Here is an 18,477-nt window from a genome sequence, read left to right on the forward strand (position 1 = left end):
CTACCGCACCAACGCGAAGGCGAAACCGTCCCAATGCTTGGCGCCGACCGTCTGGATCACCGCGGTGTCCAGCCGCGGACGCTCGCCCATCAGCTGCAGCGTCCGCCGCGTCGCCCGCACCCGCTCGTCATCGCAGTCGGGATCGAGGATCTGGCCCTCGCGAACGACGTTGTCCAGCACGAGGACTGAGCCGGGACGAGCCAGCCGCACCGCCCACTCGAGGTATGCGGCGTAGTTCTCCTTGTCGGCGTCGATGAACACCAGGTCGAAGGGGTCGCCGGTGAGTGTCGGCAACGTGTCGAGCGCGGCGCCGACGATGACCTCGACACGGTCGGCCACACCGGCACGCTGCAGGTTGGCCCGCGCGACCTCGGCGTGCTTGGGCTCGTACTCCAGCGTCACCACCCGTCCCTGCGGTCCCACCCCGCGCGCCAGCCAGATGGTGCTGAAGCCGCCCAGGGTGCCGATCTCGAGGACGCGGCGGGCTTGGATGGCGCCCGCCAGCAGGGAAAGGAATTTGCCCTGCTGCGCCGACACGGCGATTTGGGGTAACCCGGCCGCGTCGCTGGCCTGTAGGGCCGCGGCGAGGGCCGGCTCGTCGCCAATGAGTGTGTTGTCCAGGAATGCGTCCACGTCTTGCGGGGTCGGGTTTTCCGTCATGCCGCCAACGCTAGGCCGGGTTGTTTACTACATACCCATAGGGGGTATATAGTCGCGGTGTCCACGACGACAGAAAGGGTGATCTGAATGGCCGAATACGACGCGGGGACGTTGCTCAGCTGTGGCCACGAGGGCTGCGGATGTCGCGTTCGCATCGAGGTTCCCTGCCACTGCTCGGGCGCGGGCGAGCCGTACCGCTGCACCTGCGGCGACGAGCTGAGGCCAGTGGAGTAGCCGCCCCGGCCGGTCGCGCGGATCCGCGTGATCAGCGCCCGAACGCGCGACCGGCGAGCTCGACCCGGCCCTCCAGCCGGAGGGCGCCGGCCGACGCGCCCACGGCCACCGCGTGACCGCCGCGTTCGATGCGCCAGGTTTGCGCGGCACCGTCGTAATTGGCGAGCAGCCGCGGATCGGCCTCGATGGTCACCCTGCAGGTCGCGCCGGCCTCGAGCTCCAGGCGCTGAAATCCCAGCAGCCGCAGGCATCGTCCGCCGGGTAGAGCGGTGAGGTACAGCTGCGGGACGTCGGCCCCGGCGCGGTCGCCGACGTTGGCGACGGTGAAGCTCGCCGTGACGCTCTGGCCGCCGGTCACCACCAGGTCCCGATATTCAAAGCTGGTGTAGGACAGGCCATGACCGAACGCGAACATCGGTGCCAGGCCGTTCCTGGCGAACCAGCGGTAGCCGACGTCGGCCCCTTCGAAGTAGTCGATGGTCGTCGGCACCCCCCACGGGGCGTCCGGCTCGGGCAGCTCCGGGCGCGGCGTCTGGCCCAGGTCCACCGGGAAGCTGATCGGCAGCCGGCCCGACGGATTGACCCGCCCGGCAAGGATTTCCGCGATCGCCCTGCCGCCGGCCTGGCCCGGATACCACGCCTGCACGACGGCGTTCACCGAGTCCCGCCATGGCATGGCCACCGGGTTGCCGGTTTCCAGCACCACGACGGCGTTCGGGTTGGCGGCCGCCACCGCGGCGATCACCGCGTCTTGGCCCCACGGCAGCGTGAGGTCCGCGCCGTCGAAGCCCTCCCCTTCGGCGCGGACGGCGAAGACGATCGCGATGTCGGCGCGCCGCGCCGCCCGCACCGCCTCGGCCGGGCTGGCGCCGGGATCGAAGTCGATCTGCGCGCGCGGAAGTTGGCTGCGCAGCTCGGCGAGCGGGCTCGACGGCAGCAGGTACAGGTTGCGCAACCCGGCCTCGAGGCCCAGGCCACCGAGCGGGATCACGCCGGCGTAGCCGCCGGGTGGGACGACGGCGCTCGAACCGTAGCCCGCGGCGACGCCCAGCTGCGCGTACCCGCCGATGACGGCGATGCGCGCCGCGGACTCGGGCGCGATGGGCAGGACGCCGCGGTTGGCCAGCAGCACGATCCCCCGCCGCGCGATCTGCAACGCAATGTCGTTGTGCGCGTTCATATCCGGTTCGGGCACGGCCTCGGCCCGGTCGATGCCGACCGCGAACATCGACCGCAGGATTCGCCGGACCATGTCGGACAGGCGCTCGGAGGGCAGCGCCCCGGCGGCGTGGGCGGCCCGCAGCGGCTCGCCGAACGCCTCGGATTGCCACAGCAGCGCGTCGATTTGCGCCCCGCACTCCTGGTCGAGGCCGGCCGGCGCGCATTCCCAACTGGGCGTCCCACCCCAGTCGGACATAACCCAACCGCGGTATTCCCAGTCACCTTTCAGTACCCCGTTGATCAGGGCGTCGTTGGCCGCGGCGTAGTCGCCGTTGACCTTGTTGTAGGCCGCCATCACCGCGCCGGGCGATGAGCGCTCGATGGCGATCTCGAAGGCCAGCAGGTCGGATTCGCGGTGCGCGCCGGGATCGATGACCGCGTTCAGCCAGTGCCGGTTGGTCTCGTTGCAGTTCAGCGAGAAGTGCTTGACCGTCGAGATGACGCCCTGCTCCTGGATGCCGTTGACCGACTCGGCGGCGATCAATCCCGTCAAAAGCGGGTCCTCGGAAAGGTATTCGAAGTTGCGGCCGTTGCGCGGGTCACGGGCCAGGTTCATCGCGCCGGCGAGCTGCACGTTGAACCCGCGGCTGCGTGCCTCGCGGCCGATCACCTCGCCGGCGGCGCGGGCCAGCGCGGGGTCGAAGCCGGCGGCCAGGGCGAGGCCGGCCGGCAACGCGGTGGCGGTGTCGCCGGGGCGGTAACCGGGGTTGGTGACGCCGAGACCGGCGTCGCTCATCAGCAGCGCGGGGACGCCGAGCCGCGGAATCCCGGGCACGTACCCGGCGCTCATCGGGACGCCCGGCGGGATGCGTTCGTCGCGCTGCGGCCACAGCTCGCCGGCGCCCATCACCGCGAGGATCAGCGAGAACCGCTCGTCGTCGGTCATTTGGGACTCGACTTCGCGGGCCCGCGCGTCCGGATCGCTCACCGCACACCCTCTTTCGCGTACACAACCCGCAGCACGTGCCCGAGTTCGGGGCCCATCACCAGCTCCGCCAGCTCGCAGATGGTCGCGACGAACTCCGGGCCGTGCGCCGGCTCGGCGCGGCACAGGTGATGCGCCACCTCGTGCAGCACCACCAGCTCGCGCAGCGCCCAGTCGGCGGTGTCACGGTCGGGAACCGCGATAGTGCCGGCGCCGTCACGGTTTTCGTAGTGCGCCGCGGTGGCGGCCCGCCGCGGCCGCACCCGCAGCGGCGACACGCCGGGCCAGCGCCGCCGCACGGACGGCAGCGCCAGCACCTCGTCGACGTAGCGCTGGACGGTGGCGACCGACCCGAATTTCCCCTCCGGCGGCAGCGTCAGCTGCGTGCCGAAGAATTCGACGGAGGGCGATCCGTGCTCGGCGGCGCGGTCGAACAACGTCCGGACGAAGTCCTCGGCCGCATAAACCTTGGCGCGCTGCGAATCGCGGGCCCCACCGGCCCGAGTCACTGGCGCAATGCGCTCCGCGCGCCCGGCAGTTCGGCGCTGTTCCCGAGCCGCGCCCGCCGGCCGGCCCGGTCCCCCGCCCGGCGCGCCGCCGACGAATACCCCGCCGTCGCGCGGCTGACTTGATAAGTGCCGCGCGCCTTGGACGCGCCGCGGTAGAAGTCGCGCAGCTCAACATCCTTGTCCCGCAACGCGATCGCGGTGCCGGGCGGGCGGCGGCGGTCCTTGGTGGCCTCGCGCCTGGCCTCCTCGCGGGCCTCCGCTAGGCGCTGACCGACGCGGGCCCCGAACGCGAGCTGGAAGTTGAGCCGGGCGGTGATCGTCGGCGTGGGGCGGTGCGCGCCGGAGGCCAGGTAGGCATCCGACGCGCGCACCATCTGCACGACCAGGCTGGCGTAGAGGGCGTGGGTCGCGTCGATGTCCTCGGCGAACCCGTACGCGTAGACGAACGTCGAGTTCGACGCCACGTCGCAGCGCACGTCGTTGGCCAGGGCGATCAGCACGAAAAGCTGCACGTACGTCCGCAGCCCCCGGGTGCCCGCCGCACCGATGGTGATGGTGCGCTGCGTCGGGGCCTGCACCGGCGAGCGCTTGGCCGCGTGCGAGCGCGCCACCGCCAGGTCGATCGAGGCCGCCGTCGCCAGCCGCTGCGCGGCGCTCATGAAGGCGTCCGCCTCGTGCGAGTTGTCGGTGCCCTCGGCCTGGCGCAGCAGCGCGGCGATGCGAGCGAGCATCTTGTCGTCTGTCATGTCGCCAAAATACGGCAGCGATACGACATCCCGCCTACAGCCGTTTGGTGATCCAGGAGACCACGTCGCCGAGCACCTGGTCGCGCTCCGGCTCGTTGAACACCTCGTGGTACAGCCCGGGGTAGATCTTCAGCTCGACGTCGGTGGAACCCACGCATTCGACCAGACGGCGGCTGCCGTCCACGGGGATGAGCCGGTCGTCGGAGCCGTGCACCACCAGCAGCGGCGCCGTCAACGCCGGCGCGCGCTGCGGCATGGTCTGCCCGACCTCCAGCAACGCGCGCCCGACGCCGGCCGGGACCTTGCCGTGGTACACCAGCGGGTCGGCGTTGTAGGCCGCCACCACCGCGGGATCCCGCGAGATCGCGGCGACGTCGAGTTCCTGCACCGGCAGGCCCGGCACGACCACGCCGAGCACCTTCGCGGCCAGGATCATGAACGGGGATACCAGCTCCTGCGCCGCGACCGCCGGGGCCGACAGCACCATCATGTCGTAGTTGTCCGGGCGTTCGACGCCGTAGGCGAACACGATCCCACCACCCATGCTGTGCCCGAGGACGTTGCACTTCAGGCCCGGGTGCTCACGGGTGGCGATGCGGACCAGGGTGTCGAAATCCGCCGTGTACTCGGAGATGTCCCGCACCAGCATCCGCTTGCCGCCGGAGCGGCCGTGGCCGCGGTGGTCTAGGGCGTAGGTGACCAGCCCGGCGGCGCCGAAGCATTGCGCGACATGGTCGTAGCGGCGGGCGTACTCGCCCAGGCCGTGCGAGAGCACGACCACCGCCCGGGGCGCGACCTCCGGCGTCCAGACGTCGTAGACGATGCGCACGCCGCCGAGGCCGTCGAAGGTCAGTTCAGTGCGCGTAGTCATCACAGGAAGCGTAATGGCTCGGCGGAAGCTCGCGCAGCGTGTTCAACATGCGGCGCCGCGCGGAGCGCGTACCGGTTCCCCACCAGCCGGCGATCGTTGCAGTCACATCGACGGCCGGGCTCGAATTCCACTGACAGCGAATGGCTTTGGGGTCGCAGGCCCTCGACTGTTTTCGCGGCGGCGATCCGCCACGGCGCACCGACGCGGCTCGCCCGTCAAATCACCCTTGACAAAGGAACAGTTGTGTTCCTTTAATAGACGCATTCCCCGGACGAGGTCGGCATTCGCCGGCCCCGGGCAACCCGAAAGGACTCTCGATGACTGACGTCTACTCAGCGGACGCGGCGGGCGTGGTCACCCGCATGCCCGATGACAGGTGCCCGGATCGGCTTTCTGCCGACGCGGACCTGATCGCGCCGCGCCAAGGCCGGTACGCGATCGCCGCGGCCGTCGGCGCCCTGGCCAACGGCCTCGCACGCCGCTCACGGAAAGGGATTGCGCGGAAATGATCATTCTTGGTGTCAACAGCGTCTTCCACGAGTCGTCCGCGGCCATCGTGGTCAACGGCCGCGTCGTCGCCTCGGCCGAGGAAGAGCGGTTTAACCGACGGAAACACGCCAAGCCGGCCGATGTCGATAACGCCGACGTGCTGCCCGTCGCGGCCATCAAGTTCTGCATGGACCAGGCCCGGGTGTCCGCCGCGGACATCGACGCGATCGGATACTCCTACGATCCAGCGTTGCGGCGGCAGACATTTGTCCCAGATCACCTCAGCGTCGAGGGCGGCTGGGGCAGCATCACCGGTGAGAACACGTTTTGGGACTCGCTCGATCGGGTGCCGCAAGCCCTCACCGCGCTGCTGGGCAGGCGAGTGCCCATTGGGTGGGTGCGCCACCATCTCGCGCACGCCGCGTCGGTGTATCACCCGTTCTGCCCGCGCGACGCCGCGGTGCTGGTGGTCGACGGCATCGGCGAAAACGCCGCGAGCGTGCTGCTCGGCGGGGACACAGAGCGCCTGAACATCCTTGAAGAGACTTGCTATCCGCATTCGATCGGCTTCCTGTGGGAACGGATCAGCGCGTTTCTGGGCTTCAGCCCGTATGACGCCTGCAAGGTCATGGGCCTGGCCGCATACGGCCATCCGCGGGCACACCGGCGCGCCTTTAAACAGTTCGTCCAGGTGAATCACGACGGGACCTACGCGCTCAATCTCGACGTGCTCCGGTTCCGGCTGCCGTCCTTCGAGCCGCTCCAGACACTGCTGGGACCCCCACGGTCCGGCGGGCCCATCGCACAGCGCCATGCCGACATCGCGGCGACGCTGCAGGAGCTGACCGACGAGATCATGCTCGGCCTCGTTCGGCGGCTGTACGACCTGCACCCGTCCAAGGCACTCGGGTTGGCCGGCGGTGTCGCGCTCAACTGTTCGACCAACTACGTGCTCAAGGAAAGAGGGCCATTCGAGCAGCTCTACTTCCCGCCCGCACCGCACGACGGCGGAACGGCGATCGGCGCGGCCCTGCAGGTGGCCGCGCTCAATGGAGACGGCGGTCGCGCCACGCACACCCCCTACCTCGGGCCGGCGTATTCCGATCGCGATATCGCAAATGCGTTGCAGGACAGCGTCGATGCGCATTACCGCGCCGACAATCTGGACGAGCTCGTCACGGAGGTGGCCGATCTGCTCTGCGGTGGTGCCGTGGTGGCATGGTTCCAGGGCAAGATGGAGCTGGGCCCGCGCGCACTCGGCAACCGCTCCCTGCTGGCCGATCCGCGCGATCCCCAGATGCGGGAACTGTTGAACCACAAGGTGAAACACCGTGAGCACTTCCGCCCGTTCGCGCCCAGTGTCCTGGCCGAGCATGCGGACGAATGGTTCGATCTCGGCCGCCCGTCACAAGCGCTGGACCTGATGCTCTGCGCGGTGCCGATCAGGGAGGGGCTGGCCGACCGAATCCCGGCCGTTGCGCACAAGGACGGCACGGCTCGCGTCCAGCTGGTGCACCGGGAGTCGAATCCCCGCTACCACGCCTTAATTTCGAAGTTCTACGAACGGACGGGCGTGCCGATGCTGCTCAACACGTCGTTCAACGACAGCGAGCCAATCGTGTGCAGCCCGGCCGACGCCCTGCACACGTTCTCCTCGACCCGGATCGACGCTTTGGTGCTAGGCGACCACATCGTGCGCCGCCAGGTCGCCGACGAGCTCGGTGACGCGGCATAGGAGGCGAACATGACCACAACGCCGACAGTGCCGTGCTACCAACTTTCCGAGGATGAAGTCGCCAAGATCCGCGGGTGCCTCGTCGATTCCTGGGACAGCAACCGGCCGCGGGACATGACGCGGCGTCTGCCGGGGCCATTGCTTGATTACCTGCAAGGCACTGGGCGCGTCACGGCGGCGGGCGCGCTGCTGGTGCGGGGGTTTCCGGTCGACGACGTCGAGATCGGCCCGACGCCGACGGACTGGCGCGACGCGGTCGGCCGGGCATCAACCGGGATCTACGAGCGCTTCCTGCTGACGCTCGCCGGCGCCCTGGGCGAGGTGTTCTCGTTTCCAGCGCTGCAAGGTGGCAGGCCGGTGCAGGACCTGGTACCCATGCCCGGCGAAGAGCAGACGAAGAGCGGAAACAGCAGCCGCAGTTTGCTCGATCTGCACACCGAGGACGCGTTCTCCTCCCGCCGCTGCGACTACCTCGGCTTGATGTGTCTACGCAACGACGACCTGGTGCCGACGAGTTACGCCGAACTCGACCTCGAGCGGATATCGGGCGAGCTCGTCGACGTGCTGTTCCAGCGGCGCTTCACGATCAGAGCCGACGACACGCACCACCACCAAGGGGGGCACGAACCGATTGCGCTGCTGTGGGGCGATCGCAGCCGACCCTTCCTCAGAATCGACGACCACTTCACCGACCCGCTGCCGGGTGACGAACCGGCGCGCGCGGCGCTGGAAGCCCTTGTGGCGGCGCTGTATTCGGCGGAAGAGTCGATCACGCTGCGGCCGGGGGAGGTCGTATTCATCGACAACCACCTGGCGGCCCACGGTCGGCGGCCGTTCACCGCCCGTTACGACGGTGCGGACCGGTGGATCAAGCGGGTTGGCATTACTCGCTCAGCGGCTTGGCGTGAGGCGATGCTTGACGCGAAACGGCGCTGGGCGCAATGAATCAGCAGCTCGATGTGGCGGTGACGACGCCACCGCGCCAGTTTTCCGAACATCCCGACGTCGGCGTCTGGGAGGCTCGCACGGGCGTGGCGCTCGGTCCGGCGGTAGAGTGCGCCGTTTATGTCGATGGCAAGCGGTTGCCCGGAACCTACACCTATGACGCGGCGCTGGCGACGGTCCGCGAGCTGGGCCGCGGATTCGCCTGGGCCGGCCTAGACGAACCCGACCAGCAACAGCTGACCGCGATGGCCCATGCGTTCGGCTTACATCCGCTGACAGTGCAGCAATCGATGCAGCCACACCAGCGGCCGAAACTCGAATTCGACGACAGCACCTTGGTTTTCGTGCTGAAGACGGTCAACTACGTCGAGCATGAGTCCCTTGCGACGGTGCGCAAGATCATTCAGGGCGGCGAGATCGTCACCTTCATGGGCGCGGACTTCGTGCTGACGGTCCGCCATGGCGGCCACGTGCGACTGGCCGACGTGCGCGCGCAGCTGGACGCCGCCCCGGACCGGTTGCGGCTTGGCCCGTCCGCAGTCCTGCCCGCCATCGCCGACCATGTCGTGCACACCTACCTCAAGGTCACCGACCAGCTCGAGACCGACATCGACTTGATCGAAGAGAACGTCTTCTCCCCCACCAATCCGACCGCCATGGAGCACATCTACCTGCTCAAGCGTGAGATCGTCGAGCTTAGACGCGCCGTCGTTCCGCTGACCCTGACGCTTGGCAGGCTCGGCAACGACGCCAATGGCTTCATCCCCACCGAGGTACGCCGGTACCTCCGCGACGTTCTCGATCACACGGTTCAGGCCGCCGACCGGATCACCGGCTACGACGAGTTGCTCAGCTCGCTGGTGCAATCAGCGCTCGGCAAAGTCGCGACGCAGCAGAACATGGATATGCGAAAGATATCGGCCTGGGTGGCAATGGCCGCCGTCCCGACGGTGGTGACCGGCATCTACAGCATGAACTTCGACGCCATGCCCGGATTGCACTGGTTCTGGGGCTATCCCGCCTCGCTGTTGCTGATGCTGGCGATATGCGGGTTCCTGTACGCGCTGTTTCGCCGCAGACACTGGCTTTGACCGTCCCCGGCAACTCGCATCGCAAAAACATCAAAACCAACCGTTGACAAAGGAACAGTTTTGTTCCTTTAATGAATATGACAACTGCGCGGCCCTGCCCAATCGCATTCCGACGAGGAGAAACCACATGTCGTTTGCCACCACGGTGCCGAGCCAGATGCGCGCCGTTTTCAAACAAGGACGTTCGGTGCAGATGTCCTGGGTGCCGGTGCCTGAGCCGGGCCCGAGGGACGTCCTGGTCCGCGTCGAAGTTGCGGGGGTGTGCCGCACCGACGTCTACGTCGCGCAGGGGAAGCTTGCGTGCGCGGACCCGGTGATTCTCGGGCACGAGTTCGCCGGTGTTGTCGCCTCCGTCGGACCCGAGGTCCGCGGCTTTGCTCCTGGGGACCGGGTAGCCGCGATGCCCGCGATCCCCTGCGACAGATGTCCTCGATGCGCCGGCGGCATGGCGGAATGCTGTGCGCGGCCTCAATTTCTTGGGGTAAGCCGGCACGGAGCCTTCGCCGAGTACATCGCGGTACCCGCTCAGGTGGTGTACCACCTGGCTGACTCGCTCTCGTTCAAGGAGGGCGCTTACGCCGAGCCGGTATGCGCCTCCCTCGCCGTGCTGAAAGCCGGCATCCAACCCGGAGAGCGCGGCCTGGTTTTTGGCGACAACCGGATCACGGGGCTGACCAAACGCGTCCTGTCAACGGTGGGATTTCCAGCAGTCGAGATACACGGGATGGACGAATCGGCGCGGCTGGAGACGGATGCCTACGACTTCGCTATCGAAACCCTGCCCACCCGCGAGGCTTTCGACGAGTTGATCCGGATTCTCCGCCCCGGCGGTCGGATCATCCTCAAGAGCCGACCCCCGGCCCCGGTGGCAATCGATCTGACGGCCGTCCTACGCAAGGAGCTCCGATTCGAGGCGGTGTCATACGGGAAGTTCCGTGAATCCCTGGAGTTCTTGGCGCGCCATGAGATCGCCGACCTGCTCGGCGACACCCACCCGTTGGGGGACTTCGCCGACGTGTTTGCCGCCGAGGACGTCGGTGAGCACTTCAAAACCTTTCTGTCTCCCCGCTTAGCCCACGCTGAACGCTGCTGCCACTCGAGCACCGTTCGCGTGAAGGACGACCCCTTCCGCCGGGTTGCCTAAGTGACGACTACTATCGGGCAGACCCCGAAACACACTGTCACCGCTGGAAATAACTCGTTGGCGCTGGCGGTGCTGCTAGCCGGCGCCTTCATGGCGCTGCTCGACAGCACCATTGTCAATGTCGCGGTCCCGACGATCCGCACCAGTCTTGGGGCTTCGAATTCGACGCTGTCGTGGATCGTTTCCGGTTACGCGCTCGCGTTCGGCCTGGCGCTGGTCCCCGCCGGGAGGATCGGTGACCGGATTGGGCATAAGTGGGTTTTTATCGGCGGCCTGTCGTTGTTCACGCTCTCCAGCCTCGCGTGCGGCCTGGCCCAAGAGGACGGACAGCTCATCGCCGCCCGCGCGGTCCAGGGACTCGCCGGTGGCGTGTTTTACACGCCGATCAACGCATTGATCCAGTTGATGTTCGTTGATCGGCAACGGGGACGCGCCTTTTCGCTCAGGGCTGCGACGATCGGCGTTTCCATGGCCTGCGGCCCGCTGGCGGGCGGTCTCATCATTCAGGCTTTCGGCGCCGGTGCGGGGTGGCGGCTGATATTCGCAATCAACATCCCGATCGGCGTGCTCGCCGTGGTCGCCGCGATGGTGTTGCTTCCCGGGACGGCCGAGAATCGCGGTATCGCCGCGGACTGGCCGGGGCTTGGGTTGCTCTCGGCCGGGCTGGTCGCACTGCTGACCGCCCTTATCGAGGGGCAGCAGCTGGGTTGGCCGATATGCGCCTACCTGTCGATGGCCGCCGGGTTCGCCGCGATCGTGTTGTTCGGGTTGTGGGAACGCCGAGTCGAAAACCTGGGCGGCGATCCGGTGGTGCCGCCGCGATTGTTCAATCACCGATCGTTCGCCGGCGGCTTGCTTATCGGCTTCGTCGATTTCGCAGCCTTTATGAGCATCTTCTTCACCATCGCGATGCTGTGGCAGGCGGGGCTCGGTCACAGCGCATTGCAATCCGGTTTGGTGGTAATGCCTTTCGCGGTCGGCATCACCATCGGGGCAGCCCGAAGCGGCGCCTTTGCGGCCCGGTTCGGGCGGGTCGCGCTCGTGGTCGCGCTAGGCCTCGTCGCCGGTGGCATGACGGCGGCGTGGCTGGTTCTGGCCGTGACTCCGGCCACCTCCTACAGCGGCTGGCAACTGATGGCGCCGCTGCTGGTTGCCGGTGTGGGCAATGGTGTATTCATCGCTGCGAACCTCGATTTCATCGTCGCCACGGTCGAACCGGCCGATGCCGGTGCGGCCAGCGGGGTCGTCTGCACCACGCAGCGAGTGGGCAGCTCGATCGGTACCGCGGTTGCCAGTACGGTGCTGTTCGGCACGCTTCACTTCGACCGCGTATCCAACAGCGTCGCGTTGGCGTTCGGTCACAGCGCGACCATGGCCATGGCGGTAAGCGCCGCCCTCAGCGTCGTGGCCTTCGGGTTGATGTTCGCGCTTCCCGCCGACGAGCGCTGCGAAAAACACCTCCCGTACGGCCGTTGACTCCGCGCTGGCGGCTGGTCCACTCGCGCTTTTGCGCCAGTAGGCGCGGAGTCAACGGGCGTAGCCGTGCAGGAACACCCGGACGCCGCGCTGCACGATGGCGCGGAGTTGCGTGTCGGAGAACGGTTCGCCCAGCAGCGCCCTCTCCCGGACCTCGCCGAAGCTCAGCATCCCGAACTGGCGGGCCGCGGCGTCGGCGTCGGCGATGTCGAGGGTGCCCCGTTTGGTTTGCTCCCGCAGGTAGTCGGCCAGCGCGGTGCGCAGCTGCGCCATGGTGGTGTGATACATGCCGGCCAGCTCCGGGAAGCGGGGGGCCTCGGCGATCACCAGCCGGTACAGCCCCACCACCTGTACCGACTGCCAGCCGCGCGCGATCTGCAGCCCGAATGCCAGCAGCCCTTGTTCGGGATCGGCCGCAGCGTCGGCCATCGCCCCGACCGCCGAGTCCAGCGAGAGCGCCGCCAGCTCCCCGGCGACCTCGAGCAGCAGCGCGTCCTTGTTGGGGAAGCGGGCGTAGAAGGTCTTGTTCGACATGCCGGCGGCGCGGGCGATGCGCGCGATGCTGGCGTCGGCATAGCCGCGCGTCAAGAACTCCGTCGCCGCGGCCTCGAGCATGTGGCGACGGCGCGCCTCCAGCTCGGAATTGGGTGGGCGGCCCGGACTGACCGAAGCCCGCCGCCGCGGCTGCCGCACGGTGTCATCTAACGCATCCTGGCGTGCCATCTCAGAACCGAATCTCGCACAGCAACACCATCTTCACAAACCTCCCCAACAAAGGAACATGGATATTCCATTAAATGATAGGGCCTGAGTCGTTGCGGTGTCGAACCGCGGCTTCGGGGATCAGTGCGCCGGTAGCGCCTGTGTCGGAGGCTCTGCGTAGGCTCGTCTGACATGGGGCTGCTCACCGAAGACGTAGAGAAATCTGGCGGTGCCGCGGCGCTCGGCGGGGACTTCTCGGCCGACGCCGAGCCGTACCGTCGCGAACTGCTCGCGCACTGTTACCGGATGACCGGGTCGCTGCACGACGCCGAGGATCTGGTGCAGGAGACCCTGCTGCGCGCCTGGAAGGCCTACGACCGTTTCGAGGGCAAGTCGTCGATGCGGACCTGGCTGCACCGCATCGCGACCAACACCTGCCTGACCGCGCTGGAGGGCCGGCAACGCCGGCCGTTGCCGACGGGGCTGGGGGCGCCGAGCTCCGACCCCGCCGCGGAGCTGGTGGAGCGGAGCGAGGTGCCCTGGCTCGAGCCACTGCCGGAGCTGACGGACGACCCGGCGGACCCGTCGGTCATCGTCGGGTCACGCGAGTCGGTGCGGTTGGCGTTCGTCGCGGCGCTGCAACACCTTTCGCCCCGGCAACGGGCGGTGCTGCTGCTGCGCGACGTGCTGCAGTGGAAGGCGGCCGAGGTGGCCGAGGCCATCGGCACCACCACCACCGCCGTCAACAGCCTGCTGCAGCGCGCCCGCACCCAGCTCGAGGCCGTCCAGCCCAGCTCCAGCGACCGGCTGACGCCGCCCGATTCCCCCGAAGCCCAGGACCTGCTGGACCGCTACATCGCGGCGTTCGAGGCCTACGACATCGACCGGCTGGTCGAGTTGTTCACCGCCGAGGCGATCTGGGAGATGCCGCCGTACACCGGCTGGTACCGCGGCCCGCGGGACATCATCACGCTCATCCACCAGCAGTGCCCGGCCGAACATCCCGGCGACATGCGCCTGCTCCCCGTGGTCGCCAACGGCCAGCCCGGCGCGGCCATGTACATGCGCGCCGGTGACGTGCACGTGCCGTTTCAGCTGCACGTCCTCGACGTCAGCGACGGCCGGGTGTCGCGGGTGGTGGCCTTCCTCGACGACACACTATTCGAGAAATTCGGGCTGCCCGCTACCGTGTGACGATGCCGAATGCCCCGCGAGTCACGCCCGCGCCCGGGAAGCCGCTGCTGCTGTTGGGCGGCTTCGACATCGCCGAGTTGGGCTATGTCGCCGAGGAATTCTTCGTCTCCGGAACGGCCGCGTCCTACGCGCCCACCACCGCGCTGGGTCCCGACGGCGACTGGAGCGTAACACCAAGTGGCAGTGCGGAATACACCACGCGGATGGTGGCGCTGACCCCGACCGACCCGGCCCACTTCAACGGGACGGTGCTGGTGGAATGGCTCAACGTCAGCGGCGGCATCGATGCACCCGCCGTGTGGATGATGGCGCACCGCGAGATCCTTCGCGCGGGCTACTGCTACGTCGCGGTATCGGCCCAAAAGGTGGGGGTGGACGGCGGCGGCGAGAACCTGATGGGCTTCGACATGTCCCTGAAGAGCCAGGACCCGGCGCGCTATGCCGCCCTGAGCCACCCGGGCGACGAGTACTCCTACGACATCTTTTCCCAGGCGGGCGACCTCGTCCGCAACGGAGCGCTGGGCGAGCTGCCGGTGCGGCACGTGGTCGCCCTGGGCGAGTCGCAATCGGCCATGTTCCTGACGACCTACGTCAACGCCGTCGATCCGCTCGCGCAAAGCTACGACGGGTTTTTGGTGCACTCGCGGTTCGGGTCGGCCGCGCCGCTGGACGGCGTTTCCGTCTTCGACGAGTCACACCTCGACATGCCCGAGGCGGTCGCGTTCCGCTCCGACCTGCGCGTCCCGCTCATCACGATCATCACCGAAACCGACCTGTTCGGCGGCCCGCGGGAGGGCTACTACTTCGCGAGGCAACCCGACCACGACCGGCTGCGAGTCTGGGAGATCGCCGGGGCCGCACACGCCGACAATTACACGATCCAGGTGGCGCCCATCGACAACGGCTCCGCGCCGCTGGAGGCGATCGTGGCCGCCTACGCGCCGACCAACACGCTGATGGGTCAGCAGCTGGGCCACTACATCAACTTCGCGCCGCAACACCACTACGTGGTGCAGGCGGCCCTCGACGCGCTGCACACCTGGGTCCGCACCGGCGAGCCGGCACCGGTGGGACCACCGATCGAGGTCCAGCACGGCGAGCTGCCCCGGCCCGTCCTCGATCCGCACGGCCTGGCCCGGGGCGGCGTGCGGACCCCGTGGGTGGACGTGCCGATCGCCCGCACGTCCGGTCTCGCCGAAGCGGAAAGCATCATGGCGGCGATCTTCGGCTCCGGCGAACCGTTCGACGCGGCCACCCGGGACCGGCTCTACCCGGGCGGCGTCGCGCAATACCTCGACGGCTTCACGGCGGCGCTCGACCGCGCGATCGGCTCGGGGTTCATCCTGCCGGCCGACCGCGCCGAGATTCTCGAGCTCGCCGCCGCGACGTATCCCCAGAACTAAAGGGGGCGTTCAGCTTTCGGCGGCCAGCACGTCGCGCACCGCTGCGTCGGCGGCGCTCAGCAGGTCCGGGTCGATGCCGGCGCGGCCGCGCACCAGGACCGTGGCGCAGTTGGCCACCGGCAGCCTCTCGGCCGGGCACAGGCCGTCGGGAAGTTTGCCGATCATCGGCAGCAGCGCCAACCCGAGCCCGGAGCGCACGGCGGCGTAAAGCCCCGACAGGTCACCGCATTCGGCGGCGATTTCGTAAGCGATGCCGTGCCTTTCGAGGACCGAGAAGGCCGGCTCGCGCAACGTGCACGGCTCGGCATAGATCACCAACGGCAGCGGGTCGCCCCGGCGAGCGGCGAAAGTCCGCGCCGAAACCCACCCCAGCTGCACGACTCCCGACGCATTGGCGCGGTCGAGCCCCGACCCGTCGAGCATGATCGCCAGGTCCAGCAGGCCCCGGTCGAGGGCGTCGGCCAGCGAGACGTTGCGGTCCAGCCGGAACCTCGGCCGCCGCTCGGGAAGCCGTTCACGCAGCACGCTGGTCAGGGCGGGCAGCATCACGTCCGCGCCGTGCTCGGTCGCCCCGATCGTCAGCAGCCTGTGTTCGGTGGCACCGAGGTCGTCGAGCGCCGCGTCGTGCGCCGCCAGGATCGCCCGGGCGTGCCGCAGCACCTTTTGGCCGACCTCGGTAAACAAGACGCCCCGGCCGGAGCGTTCGACCACCGGTTCGCCGACCACGCTCTCCACCTTGCGCAGGTGCTGGCTGACGGCGGACTGACTGAGGTGCAGCGCGGCGGCGGCGCGGTGAAATCCCCCACAGTCGGCCACCGCCACCAGGCTGCGCAGCGGCGCGATATCGAGCACCTGAGCCATACCGACGAACCATAGTCCGATCAGCGAATACGATCAATCGATCGACCTGATCACGTCGAAATTGTTCCGATCACCGATGATGTGATCAGCATTCGTGATCGGTTTCGATCGCTAATAATCGTTGGACGGCGTGGGTCGGCGTCGACGAACATGGGGGGCATGGACCTGCCGCGCATGCCGTTGACGACTGCCTCGGCGGTCACCCTGACCTACGCGATCGGTTACCCCATCGGGGCGCTCGCGGTGGCCGCGATGACCCCGATGGCCGTCTTGGTGCTGCGATTCGGTTTGGCCGCAATCATTCTGGCGTGCTGGGCCGCCCTGGCCCGAGCGGCGTGGCCGCGCGGGGCGCAGTTCGGGCACGTCGTCGTCGCGGGTCTGCTGATCCAGGCCGTGCAGTTCTGCTGCCTCTACGAGGCGCTGCTGCTCGGCGCGCCGGCGGTGCTCTGCGCGGTGGTCGTCGCGATGAACCCGGTCACCACGACGATCCTGGCCACGATGTTCCTGCGCGAGCGGCTCGGCTCGCGGCGAGTGTTCGCCCTGGCCCTGGGGGTGGTCGCGGTGCTCGCCGCGTGCGCCAAGCGGTTGATGAGCACGCACGGCGTCGACCCGGTGATCGCGCTGCTTGTGGTTGCGCTGCTTGGCCTTTCGGCCGGCGGCGTGTACCAGCAGCGGTATTGTGCCGGCGTCGACTTCCGGGCGATGAGCGCGGTGCAGAATGCCGTGGCGCTGATTCCCGCGACCGCGCTGGCGATCCTGACCCCGTTCGCCGTGCACGACGCGACCAAGGCCGCCGTCGCGATCACCGGCATGGTGCTGATCAACGCCACGCTGGCGGTCAGCATCTACCTGCGCGCCATCAGCCTGCACGGCGCCGCGGCGGTGGCGATGCTGTTCGCCGTCATTCCGGCGGCGGCCGCGGTGCTGTCCTGGCTGATGCTGGGGCAGCGCCCGGACATCGGGGTCGCGATCGGCCTGCTCGTCGGGGGCCTCGCGTGCTGGCTCAACAGCGGGGCGTCCCGCCGGCGCCGCGAGACCGACCCGCGGGCCTCGGAGGCGCCGCGGCCACGCTTAGAAGAGGCGGCTGTCCGGTGACGGGCCCGGCACCGGGCGGACCAGCCCGGCGCCGGTGATCAGCGGCAGCTCCAGCGCGGACAGCAGCCCGGGTCGGGCCGCGCACACCGCCGGGATCGCGTTGACCATCCGGGACGCCCCGGCAATGCGCGCGCCGAGGTCGTGGTCGCGATCCTCGGCCATCTCGAATTCGCAACGCATGGTGGGCGATCCCTCGATCTCGACGCGGTACAGGCCGCGGCCGGAGGCTTGGCCGTAGCCGAGGTCCTTCGGCGGGATGCTGATGTGCGGCTGTGGCCAGTCCGGCGCGAGGTCGTCGCGCATCCGCGTCACGTGGTCGAGGACGAACGTCGCCTTGTCGCCGACATATCCGGTCAGCGTCGAGCGCATCGCCGCGATGGTTCCCGCCGCGATGTGCCCGGTGGGCGTGTCGAACGACTCGGTGGCGACGACGCGTTCGTTGGCCTCCTCGATGCGGTCGATCTTGACGCCGAGCCCCGCGGCGAGCTGGTGCAGCACCGGCCCCCAGCCGAAGGTGAATATTCCGGGCTGCGCCGCGAAGGCCTGGTACTCCGGCGGCTTGCCGAACCCGAGGATCTCGTAGACGGCGGCCCGGTCCGGGTAGGTGGCGTAGTTGAACATCTCCGTCACCCGCACCGATTCGATCACCCGGGCGACCCCCGAAAGCACTAGCGGCAGAACATCGTTCGCGAAGCCGGAGTCGATCCCGGTGGTGAAGAACGACGCACCGCCGTCGAGCGCGGCGCGCCGCAACGCGTCGGTGAACGCGCCGTCCACCCCGTCGGGATATACCAGCGGCACCACCGAGCACGACACCACGTTCTTCCCGGCCCGCAGGATCGACGCCATGTCCTCGACGGCTTCCAGAGGGCGCAGGTTGGCCCCGGCGGCGTACACCACCGCGTCGGCCTCGCCGGCGATCATCGCCGAAGGGTCCTGGGTCGCGACCACCCCCACCGGCGCGATTCCGCACAGCTCGCCGGCGTCGCGACCCGCCTTGGCGTCGCTGTGCACGACGACGTCGACCAGCTCCAGCTCGGGGTGGTCGATCACCCCGCGCAGGGCGATCAGGCCCATGGAGCCCGGGCCCCAAACCCCCACCTTCAACACCACGTTTCTCCTATTATTAGGCCGCTTATCCTTAGATTTCGGACGGATCGTAAGGAGCTTCGCGTG

At 68.5% G+C, this 18,477-nt stretch carries 17 protein-coding genes and 1 pseudogene; 10 read left to right on the forward strand and 8 right to left on the reverse strand.

All coding sequences use genetic code 11. From position 1 onward, the window contains the following. Nucleotides 1-660 (reverse strand): O-methyltransferase, encoded by a 660-nt coding sequence (locus AWB92_RS28985; RefSeq protein ID WP_085191859.1) that lies wholly within the window; start codon nt 658-660, stop codon nt 1-3. A gap of 87 nt (nt 661-747) precedes the next feature. On the opposite strand from AWB92_RS28985, the gene AWB92_RS28990 reads away from it, so the two are divergent. Then, complete coding sequence (locus AWB92_RS28990) at nt 748-894, forward strand: metallothionein (protein WP_081665563.1); 147 nt, start codon at nt 748-750, stop codon at nt 892-894. Nucleotides 895-925: 31 nt separating this feature from the next. Here AWB92_RS28990 and AWB92_RS28995 read toward each other — a convergent pair whose 3' ends face one another. From AWB92_RS28995 to AWB92_RS29010, 4 genes are read right to left on the reverse strand one after another with little or no spacing between them, the layout of a single operon-like run. After that, nucleotides 926-3,043, reverse strand: a complete 2,118-nt coding sequence (locus AWB92_RS28995; RefSeq protein WP_173817518.1) for a beta-glucosidase — start codon at nt 3,041-3,043, stop codon at nt 926-928. Beyond that, nucleotides 3,040-3,549, reverse strand: coding sequence for a TIGR04338 family metallohydrolase (locus AWB92_RS29000; RefSeq protein WP_085191861.1), 510 nt, complete (start codon nt 3,547-3,549; stop codon nt 3,040-3,042). The genes AWB92_RS28995 and AWB92_RS29000 overlap by 4 nt, the downstream gene beginning before the upstream one ends. Then, nucleotides 3,546-4,295 (reverse strand): DUF2786 domain-containing protein, encoded by a 750-nt coding sequence (locus AWB92_RS29005; protein ID WP_085191863.1) that lies wholly within the window; start codon nt 4,293-4,295, stop codon nt 3,546-3,548. Before AWB92_RS29005 ends, AWB92_RS29000 begins: the two co-directional genes overlap by 4 nt. A gap of 34 nt (nt 4,296-4,329) precedes the next feature. After that, on the reverse strand, nt 4,330-5,169 hold the full coding sequence (locus tag AWB92_RS29010) for an alpha/beta hydrolase (RefSeq protein ID WP_142282373.1): 840 nt from the start codon (nt 5,167-5,169) through the stop codon (nt 4,330-4,332). A gap of 314 nt (nt 5,170-5,483) precedes the next feature. Between AWB92_RS29010 and AWB92_RS29015 the strand changes: the two genes are divergently transcribed. From AWB92_RS29015 to AWB92_RS29040, 6 genes are read left to right on the forward strand one after another with little or no spacing between them, the layout of a single operon-like run. Then, nucleotides 5,484-5,675 carry a hypothetical protein gene (locus AWB92_RS29015; RefSeq protein ID WP_085191867.1) on the forward strand — a complete coding sequence of 64 codons (192 nt, stop codon included), beginning with the start codon at nt 5,484-5,486 and terminating at the stop codon, nt 5,673-5,675. Beyond that, nucleotides 5,672-7,390: a carbamoyltransferase C-terminal domain-containing protein gene (locus AWB92_RS29020; RefSeq protein WP_085191869.1), complete on the forward strand. Its 1,719-nt coding sequence runs from the start codon at nt 5,672-5,674 to the stop codon at nt 7,388-7,390. The genes AWB92_RS29015 and AWB92_RS29020 overlap by 4 nt, the downstream gene beginning before the upstream one ends. A 9-nt stretch (nt 7,391-7,399) precedes the next feature. Then, on the forward strand, nt 7,400-8,335 hold the full coding sequence (locus tag AWB92_RS29025) for a TauD/TfdA family dioxygenase (RefSeq protein WP_085191871.1): 936 nt from the start codon (nt 7,400-7,402) through the stop codon (nt 8,333-8,335). Continuing rightward, nucleotides 8,332-9,426, forward strand: a complete 1,095-nt coding sequence (locus AWB92_RS29030) for a magnesium and cobalt transport protein CorA (protein WP_085191873.1) — start codon at nt 8,332-8,334, stop codon at nt 9,424-9,426. Before AWB92_RS29025 ends, AWB92_RS29030 begins: the two co-directional genes overlap by 4 nt. 43 nt (nt 9,427-9,469) lie before the next feature. Then, nucleotides 9,470-10,570 carry an alcohol dehydrogenase catalytic domain-containing protein gene (locus AWB92_RS29035; RefSeq protein WP_142282374.1) on the forward strand — a complete coding sequence of 367 codons (1,101 nt, stop codon included), beginning with the start codon at nt 9,470-9,472 and terminating at the stop codon, nt 10,568-10,570. Further along, nucleotides 10,571-12,046: an MFS transporter gene (locus AWB92_RS29040; RefSeq protein WP_206601312.1), complete on the forward strand. Its 1,476-nt coding sequence runs from the start codon at nt 10,571-10,573 to the stop codon at nt 12,044-12,046. It begins immediately after the preceding gene. A 51-nt stretch (nt 12,047-12,097) separates the two neighbouring features. On the opposite strand, the gene AWB92_RS29045 is transcribed toward AWB92_RS29040, so the two are convergent. Next, on the reverse strand, nt 12,098-12,769 hold the full coding sequence (locus AWB92_RS29045; protein ID WP_085191877.1) for a TetR/AcrR family transcriptional regulator C-terminal domain-containing protein: 672 nt from the start codon (nt 12,767-12,769) through the stop codon (nt 12,098-12,100). A gap of 74 nt (nt 12,770-12,843) precedes the next feature. Between AWB92_RS29045 and AWB92_RS29050 the strand changes: the two are divergent. Continuing rightward, a pseudogene (locus AWB92_RS29050) lies at nt 12,844-13,942 on the forward strand (sigma-70 family RNA polymerase sigma factor). 2 nt (nt 13,943-13,944) lie between these two features. Then, nucleotides 13,945-15,345 carry an alpha/beta hydrolase domain-containing protein gene (locus AWB92_RS29055; protein ID WP_085191881.1) on the forward strand — a complete coding sequence of 467 codons (1,401 nt, stop codon included), beginning with the start codon at nt 13,945-13,947 and terminating at the stop codon, nt 15,343-15,345. 9 nt (nt 15,346-15,354) lie between these two features. On the opposite strand, the gene AWB92_RS29060 is transcribed toward AWB92_RS29055, so the two are convergent. Then, nucleotides 15,355-16,206 (reverse strand): LysR family transcriptional regulator, encoded by an 852-nt coding sequence (locus tag AWB92_RS29060; protein ID WP_085191883.1) that lies wholly within the window; start codon nt 16,204-16,206, stop codon nt 15,355-15,357. Nucleotides 16,207-16,380: 174 nt separating this feature from the next. Here AWB92_RS29060 and AWB92_RS29065 point away from each other — a divergent pair, with 174 nt between their 5' ends. Beyond that, on the forward strand, nt 16,381-17,301 hold the full coding sequence (locus AWB92_RS29065; protein WP_085191951.1) for a DMT family transporter: 921 nt from the start codon (nt 16,381-16,383) through the stop codon (nt 17,299-17,301). On the opposite strand, the gene AWB92_RS29070 is transcribed toward AWB92_RS29065, so the two are convergent. Then, complete coding sequence (locus tag AWB92_RS29070) at nt 17,278-18,411, reverse strand: dihydrodipicolinate reductase (RefSeq protein ID WP_085191949.1); 1,134 nt, start codon at nt 18,409-18,411, stop codon at nt 17,278-17,280. The two genes, AWB92_RS29065 and AWB92_RS29070, sit on opposite strands and share 24 nt — an antisense overlap. Nucleotides 18,412-18,477 lie beyond the last annotated feature (66 nt).

The sequence above is a fragment of the Mycobacterium sp. IEC1808 genome (assembly GCF_002101935.1).
Classification (GTDB): Bacteria; Actinomycetota; Actinomycetes; order Mycobacteriales; family Mycobacteriaceae; genus Mycobacterium.